We start from the raw sequence: 14,805 nt of genomic DNA, 5'->3' as shown, positions 1-14,805 counted from the left end.
ATACGAGGCCAATATAAACGAAAAAACACGTTCAAAGTATCATTTTTGAACGTGTTTTTTTAATAAAAATAAATAAATGCGCCTGCGCTGTTTCTAGAAGAATATTAAGGGATGTATTTTAAAGTTCAAAATAAACGATGATATGCTTATCAATCATTTTGTTTTTCGTCGTTTTTACGTTATTACGTTCGAGCACGAAGGCATAGCGCCCGGGCTTCGCATTCGCTGGTAGCTTTAAGCGAAGTATCTTACTATCAACTTTACTGACCTTATAGCCAGATACGGTTGCCCCGCTTCGTTTCAATCGATAGCTCGATGATTTAACCGATTTTAATGCCGTCGAAAATTTAATATCGCTATATCCCTTTGCAGGCATTTTATTCAAATTGCTCACTTTCACAAACGATGCCGTTGTTTTATCCTTTGATAAAACAACGGCATATTTTTTTGTAGCGGCAGTACGCATTTTTTTACGCTTCGACTGACTTAATTCATCGCTTAAACTATATAGCTTTGAATAGTCATCGCGCATATCTGCTTTTGCTAAATTCGAAAATAAGGACTGCATCGATTTTTTATGACGATCAAGGTATTCTTTAGAAGCCGTCTTTTTTGCGGTACGCACAACAATGCCCTTTGCCTTTTTCGCTTTCTTGCCTGCCGTACTCACCGGTATCACTTCGATTTTATGCTTAGAATTCGTTTTAAGCTTCGTAATCCTATACGTCGTATTTGTTGTTGTTTTCACACGTTTCCCATCAACATATAGCGCATATTTAGCAATCGGCACCGTGACATTTTTCGGCATACTGTACTGAATACGCACCTCATTTTTTCCGATATAATCGGTCTTTAATGTGCTAAGGGGTTGAGGTGCTTGTAATGTATACGAGATAAGTCCGTAGCCATATAGATTATCTCGCCCGGCACTCCCTAAATCCTCGGTATAATTACGTAAATAGCTACGAAGCTTTGCTGTCGACCATGTAGGATACTGCTGCTTGAGTGTTGCGATTCTCGCCGTGACATGTGGTACCGCAAAAGATGTACCACTATACAATTTATTTGTTAGGCTCGGTATTTTTTCACCTGGTGCAACAAATTCGAGTTCCTTACCTCTATTTGAAAAATCAGCATGTTCTTTTTCCTTATTAATTGCGCCGACTGCGATAACTTCCTTATAGGCTGCGGGATAATGAATGGGTTTTTTCGAATAGTCATTCCCAGCCGCAGCGACCATCGTGATGCCTGCTTTTTCAGCAGCTTGTACCGCATTATGTAGCAATTGATAATCCTTTTTTGTGCCAAGCGACATATTCAATACGTCTAAGTCATTATCAATCGCCCAATCAATACCTGCTAAAAAATCAGATACAGAGGCTTCATTGTCATCATCAAAAATTTTAATACTATATAAATCCATATTCGGCGCAATGCCTGGTAAATATTCATTCGTTGAGGCTAAAATATTTGCGACCATCGTTCCGTGATTTCGAATATCTCGGTATGCATCACTATCAACGAGGGTGATACGATGTACTTTTTCTAAGCCTGCTTGCCAGTTAACACCTGTATCGAGCATCCCTACTTTCACATTTCCCGCTGTTAAATCATGACTCCATGCATACGTAGTATTTAATAATGCTAAATTCCAAGGGAGATCCTCACTAAGCGTGTTAAGCTCGATATCACGTGTTTCAACGAGCGCAATATGTGGATCTTTCTTCAATTGTTTCAGCTGTGTTGCTGTAAAATCACCTTCAACTGTCTTTAAGTTTTCATAATGATTCTCTATCCCTCTATGGTTCTGTTGAATGTTCGCTAATCCTGTTGCATCATTATATATCACAATGGCCGTCTGTTCCTTTGCGCTTGCTTGTGATGTCATAAAGAACACACTACAAACCGCTAAAAAACAAATGACACTCCATTGATAAAAGCTTTTCATATTCTCCACCATTTCATTTTAGTTGTTCTAACTATAACGTATTTCACCCCAATTGTTGAATGGTTCATTGTTCGCTCAAATTTTTATACGTTGAGATAGCTTAATTTTAGGTATTCTCAGCTAAAGACAAAACATGCTAAGCTAAATCTCAAATGTGCAATGTTTTGAAGTCTGTTCTATAATAGAAATTATTGCACTAACAACTGGGACATTTACATATGAGAAGGGATTTTACATTGAAGAACAAAAATTTCAAAATTCGTCTAAATGGTTGGTCGGCACTAGTCATTATTTTACTAGGGCTCGTATTATTTGTTGGCGCGATCGTATTCATTCCGTTATTCGTAATGTTCGGTCTCTACAACATTCTTGCAAAATTTGATTTTGCCCATATCGATTTATTCGAATCTTTTTGGCATGATCTAACTTATTTTGGCGGATTTATTTTATTACTTGTAATTTTAGTATTTGCACTCGATTTTTTAACGTTATTTATTCTTGCAGCATTTAAGATTCAAATTACGACACTTGTGGATCTTTTAAGTATTATCGTACAAATGGTCATTTCAATTGGCCTTTTCCATCGGTTTGTTTTGCCCTACTTTGATCGCATTTCGATTGAATGGCCGGGTCTCATCATTTTATTTATCTTGCTTTATGGCATCATCGCCATCTTTAGTTACGAGAAAAAAACACCGATAGAATCATAAAAAAGAAGGCATCGCGCGTTGGCACGATGCCTTCTTTTTTAGGTTATTGATTAATGTACAACTCAAACACATCGCCGTAATCCACGCGTTTGTATTCCTTCTTATGCTCGACTAACCAGCTATTTGAAAAGCGTGTAATTTGCTCAAATGACTGCGAAGGCGTCACCGTACCCGCAGAGCTGTTACGCCCTACCGCAGAAGCCGCTAAATTTAAACTCTGCTGTGCGTATTCCATTTTAATCGTGTTATTATACATGATTGTTGAAATCTCATGTAATGCTTTATATAAATCTTTAATTTCTGTATCGAATTTTTTATGAATGTCGATCGACACCGGCACACCTGCTACAGTAAATTTAATTTCTACATCTAAATCAATTGTACCGGCTGTTTCAAGTGTCACATCTGTAAAGGTTGTTGTCTCATAGTCATAGCGACGAAGGGTACGCTTTTTACTCATCGCACTCGTACCATCAACGTGAATTAATGCTAGGTTCGTGAAGCAGTACTCATCGGATTTTGTTTTAATTAGAAAATAGATTTTTTCCTGTTTTTCATGTTTTACAAAATCATCTGATTCCGTTTTATCGAAATCCTCTCTTGGTACGACAATCCCAATATCTGATAAACCTAACGCATCTGAAGCCATTTTCTTAAACATCTAATTCCCCCATTCATGTTGTTACTATTCTTTACCCCGAAATCTATCAAAAGGTTTCATTTTTTTTGGCGCTTTCTCTATACTGAAGAAAAAGGTGGGATTACGATGACAGAGCATACGATTTTAATTGTTGATGATGAACCTGAAATTGCATCATTACTTGAACGTGTTTTACATAAAGAAGGCATGCCTCATACCGTCACAGCAAGCTCGGTAGCAGAGGGCTATACACAATTTAAGCAGGCAGGTCCCTCTCTCATGCTGCTCGATATTATGTTACCAGACGGCGAAGGGTATGAGCTATGCAAAAAAGTACGCGAAGAATCCAATATTCCGATTTTATTCATGTCTGCAAAAGATGAGGAAGTTGATAAATTACTCGGACTTGCAATTGGCGGCGATGATTATATTACAAAGCCTTTTAGCCCAAAAGAGGTCGCTTACCGTGTGAAGGCACATCTACGCCGACTCGGCTATCGTGAGCAAGAGCCACAAGTCATTCAGGTAGGTCCCTTCACGATGGATGCCGCTGAAACGTGTGTGACGAAAAATAATCGTGCGCTCGATTTAACCGCTAAAGAAATGGGCTTGATGGCATTATTTATGCATCACCCAAATCAAATTTTAAGTAAGGAAACCTTATTTGAACGTGTGTGGGGTGAAAACTTTTTTGGCTCTGACAATACAATGATGGTCCATATTCGTCGTCTGCGTGAAAAAATCGAGGATGAGCCCTCAAAGCCGCAGCATATTATTACCGTAAAAGGTCTTGGTTATAAATTCATGCAAGGGAGCTGATACGATGCGCTGGAAAATTGCGAGTCGCTTTTTATTATCGACCATTATCATCGTCATTATCGTCCTTGTTGTAAATACGATTATTGGCATTAGTCTTATTTGGTATCAGGCCACACAAGAACAATTCAAAAATACACCAGAGCAATTTACGCGCCAGCTAGCGAATGAAATTTCTGGTAGCAATGAAACCATTTCTCTCTCACCAGCAGGGAAAAAACGTCTTGATGAACGAAACGCCTGGCTACAAGTACTTGATAATAATGGTAATGAAATTTATCGCTACCGGGTTGCCAAGGAATTTCCAAAGCATTACAGTCCAAATGCATTAATTAATAACTATAAAAACCGCATTGTCGCAGATACGACACTTTATATTAGTGAAACAAAAAAGGGGCAAAGCTATTTTGTTGGTATTAAAAATTCAAACGTTCAGCGTAGCGTTTTTACGTTTGATATTCAAACCGCCGCGCTCATAATTGGGCGTTACTTACTCATCTTTTTATTTGTCGATATTTTAATTGCACTCTTGATTGGCGTCTTTTTCGGTCAAAAGCTCACAAAACCACTGCATCAATTAATCGAGGGTATTAGTACTTTACGCAAACGTAACTTCACACACATGCCAGTGAAAAGCAGTGTTTATAAGGAAGTTTTTGATAATATGAATGAGCTATCAAATACGCTAGATATGTATGAAAAAGCACAACAGCAACACGAGAAAATGCGTGATGAATGGATTAGTAATATTTCACATGACCTAAAAACGCCACTTGCATCCATTCAAGGTTATGCAGAGCTACTTGAATATGCCAATACACCTGAAGAGGTCGCTGAATACAGCCAGATTATTACGCAAAAATCACATTATATGAAAGAGCTACTCGATGATTTGAATTTAACAATGAAGCTACGTAATAATGCCCTGCCGCTTCAATTAAAGGAAACGAATCTCGTACCCTTTAGTCGTGAAATCGTCATTGATGTATTAAATGATGAGGCATTTGTGGCGCGCTCACTTGATTATCAAGTAGCGGATGACGTGATTATGACAACGATTGACCAAAAGCTGATGAAACGCGCATTATTAAACTTTATTGATAATGCATTTATCCACAATGATGAAGCGGTCAATGTAACTGTAAGTGTTTCAAAAAGTTATCCACAGGAAATTTTAGACGATGAAAAGTTATCCACAATGCGTGCCTGCATAATGATTCAAGATACAGGTAAAGGCATCCCTGAAGATGAGCTGAACAATATTTTCGAACGCTATTACCGTGGTACGAATACGACAAATACACGTGGTACCGGACTTGGGACGGCGATTGCGCGTGATATTGTCGAGGCACATGGTGGTCGCGTTGTACTCCGCAGTGAACGAGGTAAAGGGACGACCATTTTTGTGTTACTTCCTTAAAAAATAGGCTGGGACAAAACACGTCATTTTCTTTAGCGTTCGCAACGAAAAACCGGAACCGCACCACAGCGCGATTCCGTTTTTTCTTATGCTCATAGGAGAGGGTTTTTTACACGTATGTCATAGCCTCTTTTTCTTAATTACGCTCTTTTACTTCAATTAAATTCGCATCTTTTTGACGTTTCTTTTGGTACAATTTAATACCTGCATAAATCACAATGCCGATAACAATGACAATAATGACAGGTGTCATATATTCAGAGAATAATGCACTCGCCTCTTCCCAGTTTTCACCAAGCTTCATCCCTAAATAAATATAGAGCGCTGTAATTGGTAGCATCGCAGAAAACGTATAAATCGAAAACTTCCAAACACTCATTTTTGTCATGCCACATGGTACGGAAATCGCTGTACGCACGATTGGTAAAAAGCGCGCAAAGAATGCCACACCAGCACCGTATTTATCAAAGAAGCGGTCTGCTGCATCTACTTGTCGTTCATTAATTAAAAAATATTTGCCGTACTTCACAACGAGCGGGCGACCACCGTAGCGTCCAAGCGCATACAGTGTCAGCGGTCCAAGCGTCCCCCCGACTGTCCCTGCTAGTACCATGCCGATATAATTAAACTCGCCATTTGCGACCCAAAAGCCTGCAAGTGGTAGCACAATTTCTGCTGGAATAAATTCAAAGCATAATGCTAATAGCACGCCAAAATAGCCGAGACTTTTAAACATCATGATTAACGATAAAATCAACTCTTCAATCACTAGAATACTCCAATCTTATTTTGTCGTTTCTTCGATTTTTACATACATTCATTTAGCAATGCAACTATGAACAACAAAGCACATCATGTAAATTTGATTTTTGCCATAGCGCCGCCATATATTTCTATTAAATTTAAAAAAGAGGCTGCATTTTCGCAACCTCCTTCCATTACTTCAATTTAGCCTGTGCTTTTTCAGGAATTTCCTCAAACTTCACTTCATCATACGACGATACGCCATCTTTTTTCACATACATTTTTAAATACGCATCTTTGCGTAAATTTTTCTGTGTCATAAACTCAAGCTCACGTTCTTTGCCATCTTCATTGTAGGCTGGTAGTTTGTAATTATAATCCTTATACACTTTACCGTCTGAGGCACGAGATTCCGATACTTCCCCGTCCTGCGTAATTTGTAAATAGTAATGATCTGCATTCATACGATTAAAGTCAATTGTCATAAGTGCATAGAGCGCACCAAGGCAAACGACAAATAAAATCGCGATTGTTAGTAGAAATTTTTTCATATTATACACCCTCCGTTTGAATTGTTTGTTTTATCATTTTTGTATACGACCATACCGTTAATATATAGAATAACGCATAAATCATTGTGTACGCGAGCATCCACATGCATACTGGGATAATTAAATTCATACTTAGTAGACTCGAAAATGCCTTTAGTGCGACTGCACTGTGAAGGATACCGATAAGTAATGGTACGAAGAAAATCACAACATTTTGTCCTGCAATCGAGCGACGCATGGCCTTCATTGATACCCCCATTTTATGAAGCATCACATATTTTGCTTTGTCCTCTTCTGCCTCTGTCAACATTTTAAAGTAAATGATGCTGCCCGTTGCAGCGAGGAATACAAGCCCTAAGAAGCTACCGATAAATAGTAGCACCCCCATGCTTTCAACATTTGCCTGCATATCTGCTGGCTGACTGCTTAACTGTGCATCTTCTGGAAGTATTGTCGCCACTTTTTTCGCATCAGCCTTTGTCGCATCTGGGTCGATGACGACACGGAAATGTTGAATTTTTGCTGATTTTTTTGCAGCAAATGTATCGTATACGTCATCAGACACAACCATTGTTGAGTATGCAAGCGCTAAGTTCAGCACATTATACGGTTTGTAATCGACGACTTTAAAATCTTCTTGCTTCGTTTGTAGCGTCATATTCGTATAGGTCGGTGAAAAACGTTCATCATATGTCGCATCAAGCGCATAAAATTGATGACCCTTCACATGAATTTCATCACGCTGTTGTACATTCGCTAAACGATTGTACTCACTTTCTGATAGTAATGTATACGCCATCTTCTCGCCGTTATAGGTGAAATTTTGTTCAATTGTTTCGACGACGCGGTTATAATCCGCATCCCCAACGATACGATTGATTTTTTTCGTTGTCGCCTCGTCCTGTTCGACAAACATATACGTGTTTGGATCCATTTGTTTAACAGTTGATGAAATATTGTAATACAAGCCAAAGACCGCACCACCCGCTGTAATCGTAGTTGCACTTAAAATTGCAATGAGCGTAAGTGTCGTCGCATGTGCCTTCACACGATGTAATAGCTGTGAAATGGTTAGCACACGCAGATCGCGCCATAGCCATTTTTCGGATTTTTTCAGCCATTTTAACATCGTTCCTGTAAAGCTATGAAACAATAAATACGTTCCAATAATCGTTGCGAATAAAATAACCATTGGGGTTACTAAGAAGCCGAGCACCTGCCAAATTTTACTCGTCATATCTTGTAGCGCAAGGAAGTAACCAAGTCCAACTAAAAAGACGCCAATAGCTGCGATGACTGGATTGGGCTTTGTAACAGCCTCTCCTTTTGCAGAAGCATGGAATAGATCAATCAATTTAAATTGATAAATGACGCGGTAGCCTTGCAGTGACGTCACAAGAAAAATAATCATAAAGATGATGACTGTATTCATTACTGCCTGCCATGAAAAGGCAAACGGTGCCGCGACATCATAGCCCATTAATCGAATTAAAATCGACAACAGTCCTTTTGATGCCAGAAAGCCGATAATGATACCCGCAAGCAATGATACAGCGCCAAGTAATAAGTTTTCAAAAAATAGCATAAAGCCGATTTGGCGTTTTCGAACACCGAGTAATGCATAGAGTGCCACTTCTTTTTTACGCTTCTTCATAAAAAAGGCATTGCAGTAAAAAATGAAAATCGCGACAAAAAAGATTAATACGAACGCCGCGCCACTCATAAGTGAGCCGATTTTTTGTGAACTTTCAATTTCACGTTCAATGGTGTCGCTATATTTCAATGTCACAAACGTGAAGTAAATAACAATCGAAAAAACCATTGATGCGATATAGAGAAAGTACTGCGAGAAATTACGCGCAACATTCTTTTTAGCGATGCTAAATAATGTCATGCGCGCCACCTCCAAATGTTGCGACTGTGCTTAAAATCTCTTGGAAAAATTCCTTTCGTGTTTTCCCCGCCTTATGAAGTTCTGTTGATAACGCCCCGTCTTGAATAAATAAAATACGCTCACAAAAGCTAGCCGCAAAGGCATCATGTGTCACCATCATAATCGTTGATTGTTTTGCTTCATTTAGATGCTGCAGACTTTCGAGTAAATCGGTCGCTGATTTTGAATCCAGTGCGCCGGTTGGTTCATCCGCTAAAATCATCGAAGGCTCTGTCACAAGTGCACGTGCTGCTGCCGTACGCTGCTTCTGTCCACCTGAAATTTGTACGGGATATTTTTCGAGTAGATTTGCGATACCAAATAAATTCGCGATGTCCTGGACGCGCTGATTAATTTCACTCGCCTTCACTTTCGCTATAGCGAGTGGTAGTAAAATATTTTCTTTCACCGTCAGTGAATCAAGTAAGTTATAGTCCTGAAAAATAAAGCCGAGATGGTCACGACGAAAATCCGCCAACTCATTTTCACTCATCGCATGTAAATTTAAATTATTCATAATAATTGAGCCCTCAGTTGGTGTATCAATCGTTGCTAATAAATTAAGCAGTGTTGATTTTCCTGCTCCACTTGGCCCCATAATACCAACAAATTCACCCTTGTCGATTGAAAATGTAACGTCGTTCAGCGCAGTAACTTCATTTTGCCCTTTACCAAACTTTTTTTGTATATGTGCTACATCTAATAATGTCATATGCCATCCCTCTTTCATCGTTGTTCATACCCTTACTATAAACGAGGCTCCTTACAGCTGGTTTATGCCAACCTTACAACAACCTTAATTCCACAAAAAAAGACGCCCCTTTTTGTAAGGAACGTCTTAATCATTATTTTTTACGTGTTGTATACAGATCTGAAGATTCGTCAAAGAAGAAGCGACGTTTTCCTTTACCAAATACGACAAGCATAATGTGGATAAAGAGTACAACCATTAAAATCGCCGTTAATACCGCAGAACCGAATGCTAAAAAGACAGATGCTTTGTAGTAAGGTGAAGCCATCGTTACTTCGACATTATTTAATACACCTACTATCGCAAGCGTAAAGTACGCCATATAAAAAGCGGCATACCGTTTAATTAAACGTGAAATCGTCGTTTTCTTCGATAACTTACTATCGTAGCGGAAGCGCATAATGGCGGTACCAACTGTGCGACCATTCCAAAGAATTGGTACGACGCACATCCAAAGGAATGATACGACCGAGAACACGATAAACGATGTTACTTCATTTTGATTCGTGAAGTGTAAAATAATTTGACGAATAATATCTACTAAGAAAATATCAATCGCAATCGCAAGCAATACGGACATGGCTTTCACTTCATCGCGCTCTAATAAATATTTCGCGCGCGCATCAATGCGTTCTTTTGATGGGAAAATCGCAAGAGCCGCTGGTGCTAAGAAGAAGCCTAAAATGCCGCCCATTGTATTTAACATTAAATCATCAACATCAAAAATACGGTATGCGCAGTTGTAAATACCATAAATGCCGGTAATTTGTGTTACTTCATAGAATAATGTCACGAAGAAAGCAATGATCGCCGCTTTCCACCATAATTTTTTATGCGTTAAGAAATAACGTAAGTAAACGCCAAGTGGCATTAATAAAATGAAGTTAAAGAATGCTTGATAAAATGCCGGTTGTTTAAAGACGAGCATATACGTTGCGGGCCGTTTAATATCAAACCAGCCCCCACTTAATGTATCCGCAATAAAACGGAATGGCATCAGCGAATAATGCTGGGTATTGGGATTTTGCATCGCACACGTATTGCGCGTGTCAGGCAGTGGTAGTAGTACTAAAAATAACGCTGATATCATATAAAAAACAAATGAAAATGATAATAACGTTTGGGATAATGAGAAAAAGCCGTGTTTGCGATACGTATGTATCATCCAAGGAATCCATAATACGAAGCCTAATAACACAAAGGCAATCGAAGCAGAATAAAGCGGCTGCATATAAGCCGACATATTTATTCCCCCTTTCATTAAAAAAGAGGAGGCTTGACGATTGTCATAGCCCCTCCCTCGTGATTACTCTCCAGCTAGAATATGTTGCTTAACAAATGCCAACACTTCTGCTTCTTCATCGTCTTCTAAACCAAATTCAAGTACTTTTTGGTCTGATTTTTGAATGAAGAAATAATTTTCGATTTTAATGTCATCGTCATTTTTTGACACGATAACACGTAGGTCGATGCCACCTTCAGTATAAAGTTCATCTTCTTCGTCTACTTCGATATCTAATAAAAATTCGAAGCGTTGACCTTCCAAAATGTTTGTTGGGTCTTTAATTTCTTCCATCATATATGCGAGAATGTTCATTCTTTAAGCTCCTTTAATACTAGTTCACTCTTTATGATAACGAATATTTTCAATTAGTAAAGTTTTGACCACTATTTTTCTTTCGATAAAATTCGGTACAATAGAAATAACACGAAAAGGAGGCGTTTTTTCATGCACGATTTATTTTATTACAAAGATGCGTACATACAAGCATTTGACGCAAACATTCTTCACACAGGGACAGACGACCAAGGCTTCTATGTCGTCTTAGACAATACAGCCTTTTATCCAGAAGGTGGCGGTCAGCCGGCAGATATCGGGACACTCAATGATGTACGTGTCATAGATGTTCAAAAAATTGACGGCGAAATCCGTCATTATGTAGACGCCGAACTTAGCGGTATGGTTCATGGTCAACTCGACTGGGCGGTACGCTTTGATCATATGCAACAGCATGCGGGACAGCATATTTTAACGGCCGCATTCGTTGAGTTATTTGATTATCAAACGGTGTCATTTCATTTAGGCTCTGGCACGATTACGATTGATTTAGACACAGAACATGTGACGCCTGCACAACTACAACAGGCAGAGGACCGCGCAAATGAAATTGTGCTTGAAAACCGTCCAATCGAAACGAAATGGGTAACGGCAGAAGAGGCTGCAAGTTATCCGCTTCGTAAGCAATTAAAATTCACTGACGATGTACGTCTTGTCATCATCCCAGACTTTGACTATAACGGCTGCGGCGGTACGCATCCACGCACAACTGGCGAGGTCGCAATGATTAAAATTTTATCAACTGAGCGTCAGAAAAAACAAACGCGTGTGCACTTTATGTGTGGCGAACGCCTACGTGAAAATATGACAATGCGTAAAGACGTTATGGCACAAGCAGCGAAGCTCGTAAGTCGTCCAGAGAGCGAGATTGCGACTGGTATCGAGGGCTTACTTGAAACGAATAAAAAGCTTGAAAAGCAATTGGCACAAGCACGCGAGCAATTACTCGACATTGAAATCGCTCAATTAGCAGCAACAGACGACATTGTCATTGCGACAACATTTGATGATTACTCAATGCAGCAACTCCAAAAAATTGCGCGTACACTCACAAACGAGCATACTGACAAAACAGTAGCACTCGTATCCGCTGATGGTACGAAAACACAAATCGTTATTGCAAAAGGAAAAGAAACGGGCGTAGCAAAAAGTGCCAATGATGTCTTAAAACAAGCACTTACAACCATTAACGGCAAGGGTGGCGGTAACGATAGCTTCGCACAAGGTGGCGGTGATACAACGGTTTCAACGACTGAACTGCTGGCGAATATATGTGCACAGCTATATTAATTAAAGAATCGTAATAAAAAAGGCATCGCGCTAAAGGGAACTGACCTACGAAAGTAAGACAAAGAAAAAGACACATTTTTTCAATTAAATTTGACGGACGCTTTCCTGGGGCATGGCGGAAGCCGCCTCGCTCGCAAGCTCACTGCGGGGTCTTCCACTCATGCTATTCCCCTAGGAGTCGCCGTCAAATTCTTATTTTGCCATCTTTTTTTCGGTACGTAACTGAGATTTAGCTTTGCTAAAATGCGCGTATAATTATCGTAGTTAACTATTTTAATGCAGGCGTTATCAGCTAGTATGTCTTTCCTAGGCATGCTCATGATAACGCCTTTTTTGATTGCTGATAAGCATGCAATGTACTTTTTAAAAGTGCTAGCTAGACTTCACTTTGTACCGCTAGCAATGTTTCTTCCGTTGGTCCTTTCTCCTAACTGCATTACTTTGTGTAAATGATGTCCCTCACCATCTTCATTTCAGTCACTAGTGCATTTGCTAACTTCATCTCTAATCGTTTTCAATTTTGTTTTGCATGCATACGCTTGTTTTTTTCATCAAAAAAACACTTCCAAAGATTATCCCCTTTGAAAGTGCCCTCTTTTATTTCGAAGCTATTAAGACAAATTTTGTCGCAAAAAAAAAACTCATCAACATCGATGAGTCAAAAAAGAATATGAAAAGGGAGATTACATACCACCTGCAAAGCAAGTGGTTATGTATAGACGTTAGCCCCTGCTCATCATTATGGACACGCCCGACGGTTAATCGGTAAAAGGAAGAGCGAACGCCTATTTGACAAATCTAGACTATGGGAGATTCTAGCTGTCTAATTACGTTCCTTAATAGAAAGCATTAGGTGTAAGTGATATTCGCTTATCCAAGCGAAATGGATAAGCCAACAATGTGGTCATTAACTATTTCGCATTTTCTATTAAGGATTACTTATTATTTACCCACTTCTTTTTATATAAAACACAATTCAGTTAATAATTTAATATTTTATCTCGAAAAACCAAAATTCTTCTGCTTTAATGATTTTCAAAAATTTATTCCAGTCAGCAATACGAAGCTGTAACGTAAAAGCATCTGCCTCTGGACTGATCATATCATCTTGCTGATTGAAGCGGTACCATTCATTTGAATCTTGATAGCGCTCTAGTGTACTACCAAGGCGAACCTTTTCATCAAAGATTTCAAACGCTTCATGTACGACATTCGTGAAAATCGGCTCGATAGCATGTGCAATAGCCAGCTTATGCAATTTATTCGTCCAAAGCGCCACAGCCTCGCGGTCAATTGGTCCATATAAACGCTTATCTGGCTCATACGGATTCATGGCTTCTTCGTGCTGACGCTTGTCTAAATCATTCACCTTATAGTTGTAAAATGAGTTGTAAGCAATTTGGAATTTTTTACGTAAGCCTGGTGTGATTTGTGGATGCTCAATTAACACCTGTGTCTTCATCGCGAAAATCCCCAGTTCAATCCCTAACTGCTCCTCACTAACGGCTGTGGATTTTTGCATAATGAGCCATTTACGTGCAGACTGATAGAACGCTGCTACCGCAATCAGCTCCTGTTCACTATAAAGGCGCTCAGGAAGCTCTGTACCGTTCTTTAATGTTACAAGACGTAAAATATCGCCCATGAAATAAGAATCGCGTAATAGCCATTCCTCCGCTGTACCAACTACTTGTGCAAAATCCTCATGCAAGCGTACATATTCTGCATACTGATAAATTTTACGGCGATATAATTCTTGGATTGATTCAAATAATAACGGGCCTTCATCTGGTAATTCATTCCGCGCAAGAAAGTCGCCAATGTCTTCAACAAATACACTCGCCATTCGCTCAAAGCTACGATTGAAAATTTCACGCAAATTGTTTAGCTCTACTTCACGCTCATCTTGTTCAAAATCACGATGAATCCGTGCATGATACGTTACATATTGCGATGCTAAATAATCAATATGCTCGACGATTGTACACATTCGTTTCGTTGAAATTCCATTTTTAGCGCTCAAGTTATACTCGACCATTTTCCATAAAATCTCACGTGGCAAACCCTTTTCGTAAATTTCAGTACGCGACATATTTTGTAGCATCACTTGCTTATCCGGCGAATAATAATGTGGCAGACGCTTCTCTGCCTGCTCAATATAAACTCGTTTCAGTTCAGATAAATCTGCTAAATTAACATCCCCCTCGATGTGATCTGTTCGTTTTCCATCATTTGAAATCGTCATACTTATCCCACACTCCCCTCGTATGTATACGCATACAGTTTTCAATAGTCAAATTATTCATATTAGCTCTATTATAAAAGATTCCATAGGTTTTTGAAATTATCCACTATAGGACTACATTTAGGTACAAAAAAACGAA

At 39.2% G+C, this 14,805-nt stretch carries 13 protein-coding genes; 4 read left to right on the top strand and 9 right to left on the bottom strand.

Annotated elements, in window-relative coordinates; all coding sequences use genetic code 11:
* Nucleotides 1-118: 118 nt before the first annotated feature.
* Entirely contained in the window at nt 119-1,948 is a 1,830-nt protein-coding gene (locus tag ACFSY7_RS08800; protein ID WP_380147634.1) for a S8 family peptidase, read from the bottom strand.
* 236 nt (nt 1,949-2,184) lie between these two features.
* Here ACFSY7_RS08800 and ACFSY7_RS08795 point away from each other — a divergent pair, with 236 nt between their 5' ends.
* Entirely contained in the window at nt 2,185-2,658 is a 474-nt protein-coding gene (locus ACFSY7_RS08795) for a hypothetical protein (RefSeq protein ID WP_380147633.1), read from the top strand.
* Nucleotides 2,659-2,701: 43 nt separating this feature from the next.
* Here ACFSY7_RS08795 and ACFSY7_RS08790 read toward each other — a convergent pair whose 3' ends face one another.
* Nucleotides 2,702-3,319 carry a PH domain-containing protein gene (locus ACFSY7_RS08790; RefSeq protein ID WP_126989563.1) on the bottom strand — a complete coding sequence of 206 codons (618 nt, stop codon included), beginning with the start codon at nt 3,317-3,319 and terminating at the stop codon, nt 2,702-2,704.
* A 105-nt stretch (nt 3,320-3,424) separates the two neighbouring features.
* Between ACFSY7_RS08790 and ACFSY7_RS08785 the strand changes: the two genes are divergently transcribed.
* Together ACFSY7_RS08785 and ACFSY7_RS08780 are read left to right on the top strand one after the other, a co-directional pair.
* On the top strand, nt 3,425-4,117 hold the full coding sequence (locus ACFSY7_RS08785; RefSeq protein ID WP_380147632.1) for a response regulator transcription factor: 693 nt from the start codon (nt 3,425-3,427) through the stop codon (nt 4,115-4,117).
* Between the two features lie 4 nt (nt 4,118-4,121).
* Nucleotides 4,122-5,534 (top strand): sensor histidine kinase, encoded by a 1,413-nt coding sequence (locus ACFSY7_RS08780; protein WP_380147630.1) that lies wholly within the window; start codon nt 4,122-4,124, stop codon nt 5,532-5,534.
* 136 nt (nt 5,535-5,670) lie between these two features.
* Here ACFSY7_RS08780 and ACFSY7_RS08775 read toward each other — a convergent pair whose 3' ends face one another.
* From ACFSY7_RS08775 to ACFSY7_RS08750, 6 genes are all read right to left on the bottom strand, one after another.
* A complete protein-coding gene (locus ACFSY7_RS08775) occupies nt 5,671-6,303 on the bottom strand; it encodes a DedA family protein (RefSeq protein WP_380147628.1) in 633 nt (210 codons plus the stop codon).
* Between the two features lie 169 nt (nt 6,304-6,472).
* On the bottom strand, nt 6,473-6,829 hold the full coding sequence (locus tag ACFSY7_RS08770) for a YxeA family protein (protein WP_380147626.1): 357 nt from the start codon (nt 6,827-6,829) through the stop codon (nt 6,473-6,475).
* Between the two features lies 1 nt (nt 6,830).
* Nucleotides 6,831-8,723: an FtsX-like permease family protein gene (locus ACFSY7_RS08765; RefSeq protein ID WP_380147625.1), complete on the bottom strand. Its 1,893-nt coding sequence runs from the start codon at nt 8,721-8,723 to the stop codon at nt 6,831-6,833.
* Nucleotides 8,710-9,474, bottom strand: coding sequence for an ABC transporter ATP-binding protein (locus tag ACFSY7_RS08760; RefSeq protein ID WP_380147624.1), 765 nt, complete (start codon nt 9,472-9,474; stop codon nt 8,710-8,712). The genes ACFSY7_RS08765 and ACFSY7_RS08760 overlap by 14 nt, the downstream gene beginning before the upstream one ends.
* 133 nt (nt 9,475-9,607) lie before the next feature.
* Complete coding sequence (locus tag ACFSY7_RS08755; RefSeq protein ID WP_380147623.1) at nt 9,608-10,756, bottom strand: VanZ family protein; 1,149 nt, start codon at nt 10,754-10,756, stop codon at nt 9,608-9,610.
* A 63-nt stretch (nt 10,757-10,819) separates the two neighbouring features.
* Complete coding sequence (locus ACFSY7_RS08750) at nt 10,820-11,110, bottom strand: DUF6509 family protein (RefSeq protein WP_126989570.1); 291 nt, start codon at nt 11,108-11,110, stop codon at nt 10,820-10,822.
* Nucleotides 11,111-11,242: 132 nt separating this feature from the next.
* Between ACFSY7_RS08750 and ACFSY7_RS08745 the strand changes: the two genes are divergently transcribed.
* Entirely contained in the window at nt 11,243-12,421 is a 1,179-nt protein-coding gene (locus ACFSY7_RS08745) for an alanyl-tRNA editing protein (RefSeq protein ID WP_380147622.1), read from the top strand.
* Between the two features lie 988 nt (nt 12,422-13,409).
* On the opposite strand, the gene ACFSY7_RS08740 is transcribed toward ACFSY7_RS08745, so the two are convergent.
* A complete protein-coding gene (locus ACFSY7_RS08740; protein WP_380147621.1) occupies nt 13,410-14,666 on the bottom strand; it encodes a hypothetical protein in 1,257 nt (418 codons plus the stop codon).
* Nucleotides 14,667-14,805 lie beyond the last annotated feature (139 nt).

It is taken from the genome of Kurthia populi, assembly GCF_042686175.1.
GTDB classification, from domain to species: domain Bacteria; phylum Bacillota; class Bacilli; order Bacillales_A; family Planococcaceae; genus Kurthia; species Kurthia populi.
The sequence above is the reverse complement of the archived record's forward strand: the minus strand, read 5'-3'. Positions and strand labels throughout refer to the sequence as shown.

Bases quoted from the DNA above. Each gene is read 5' to 3' on its own strand.
- ACFSY7_RS08765 (WP_380147625.1), bottom strand. From the start codon at position 8,723: ATGACATTATTTAGCATCGCTAAAAAGAATGTTGCGCGTAATTTCTCG.
- ACFSY7_RS08750 (WP_126989570.1), bottom strand. From the start codon at position 11,110: ATGAACATTCTCGCATATATGATGGAAGAAATTAAAGACCCAACAAAC.
- ACFSY7_RS08770 (WP_380147626.1), bottom strand. From the start codon at position 6,829: ATGAAAAAATTTCTACTAACAATCGCGATTTTATTTGTCGTTTGCCTT.
- ACFSY7_RS08745 (WP_380147622.1), top strand. From the start codon at position 11,243: ATGCACGATTTATTTTATTACAAAGATGCGTACATACAAGCATTTGAC.
- ACFSY7_RS08740 (WP_380147621.1), bottom strand. From the start codon at position 14,666: ATGACGATTTCAAATGATGGAAAACGAACAGATCACATCGAGGGGGAT.
- ACFSY7_RS08755 (WP_380147623.1), bottom strand. From the start codon at position 10,756: ATGTCGGCTTATATGCAGCCGCTTTATTCTGCTTCGATTGCCTTTGTG.
- ACFSY7_RS08760 (WP_380147624.1), bottom strand. From the start codon at position 9,474: ATGACATTATTAGATGTAGCACATATACAAAAAAAGTTTGGTAAAGGG.
- ACFSY7_RS08785 (WP_380147632.1), top strand. From the start codon at position 3,425: ATGACAGAGCATACGATTTTAATTGTTGATGATGAACCTGAAATTGCA.
- ACFSY7_RS08780 (WP_380147630.1), top strand. From the start codon at position 4,122: ATGCGCTGGAAAATTGCGAGTCGCTTTTTATTATCGACCATTATCATC.
- ACFSY7_RS08800 (WP_380147634.1), bottom strand. From the start codon at position 1,948: ATGAAAAGCTTTTATCAATGGAGTGTCATTTGTTTTTTAGCGGTTTGT.
- ACFSY7_RS08790 (WP_126989563.1), bottom strand. From the start codon at position 3,319: ATGTTTAAGAAAATGGCTTCAGATGCGTTAGGTTTATCAGATATTGGG.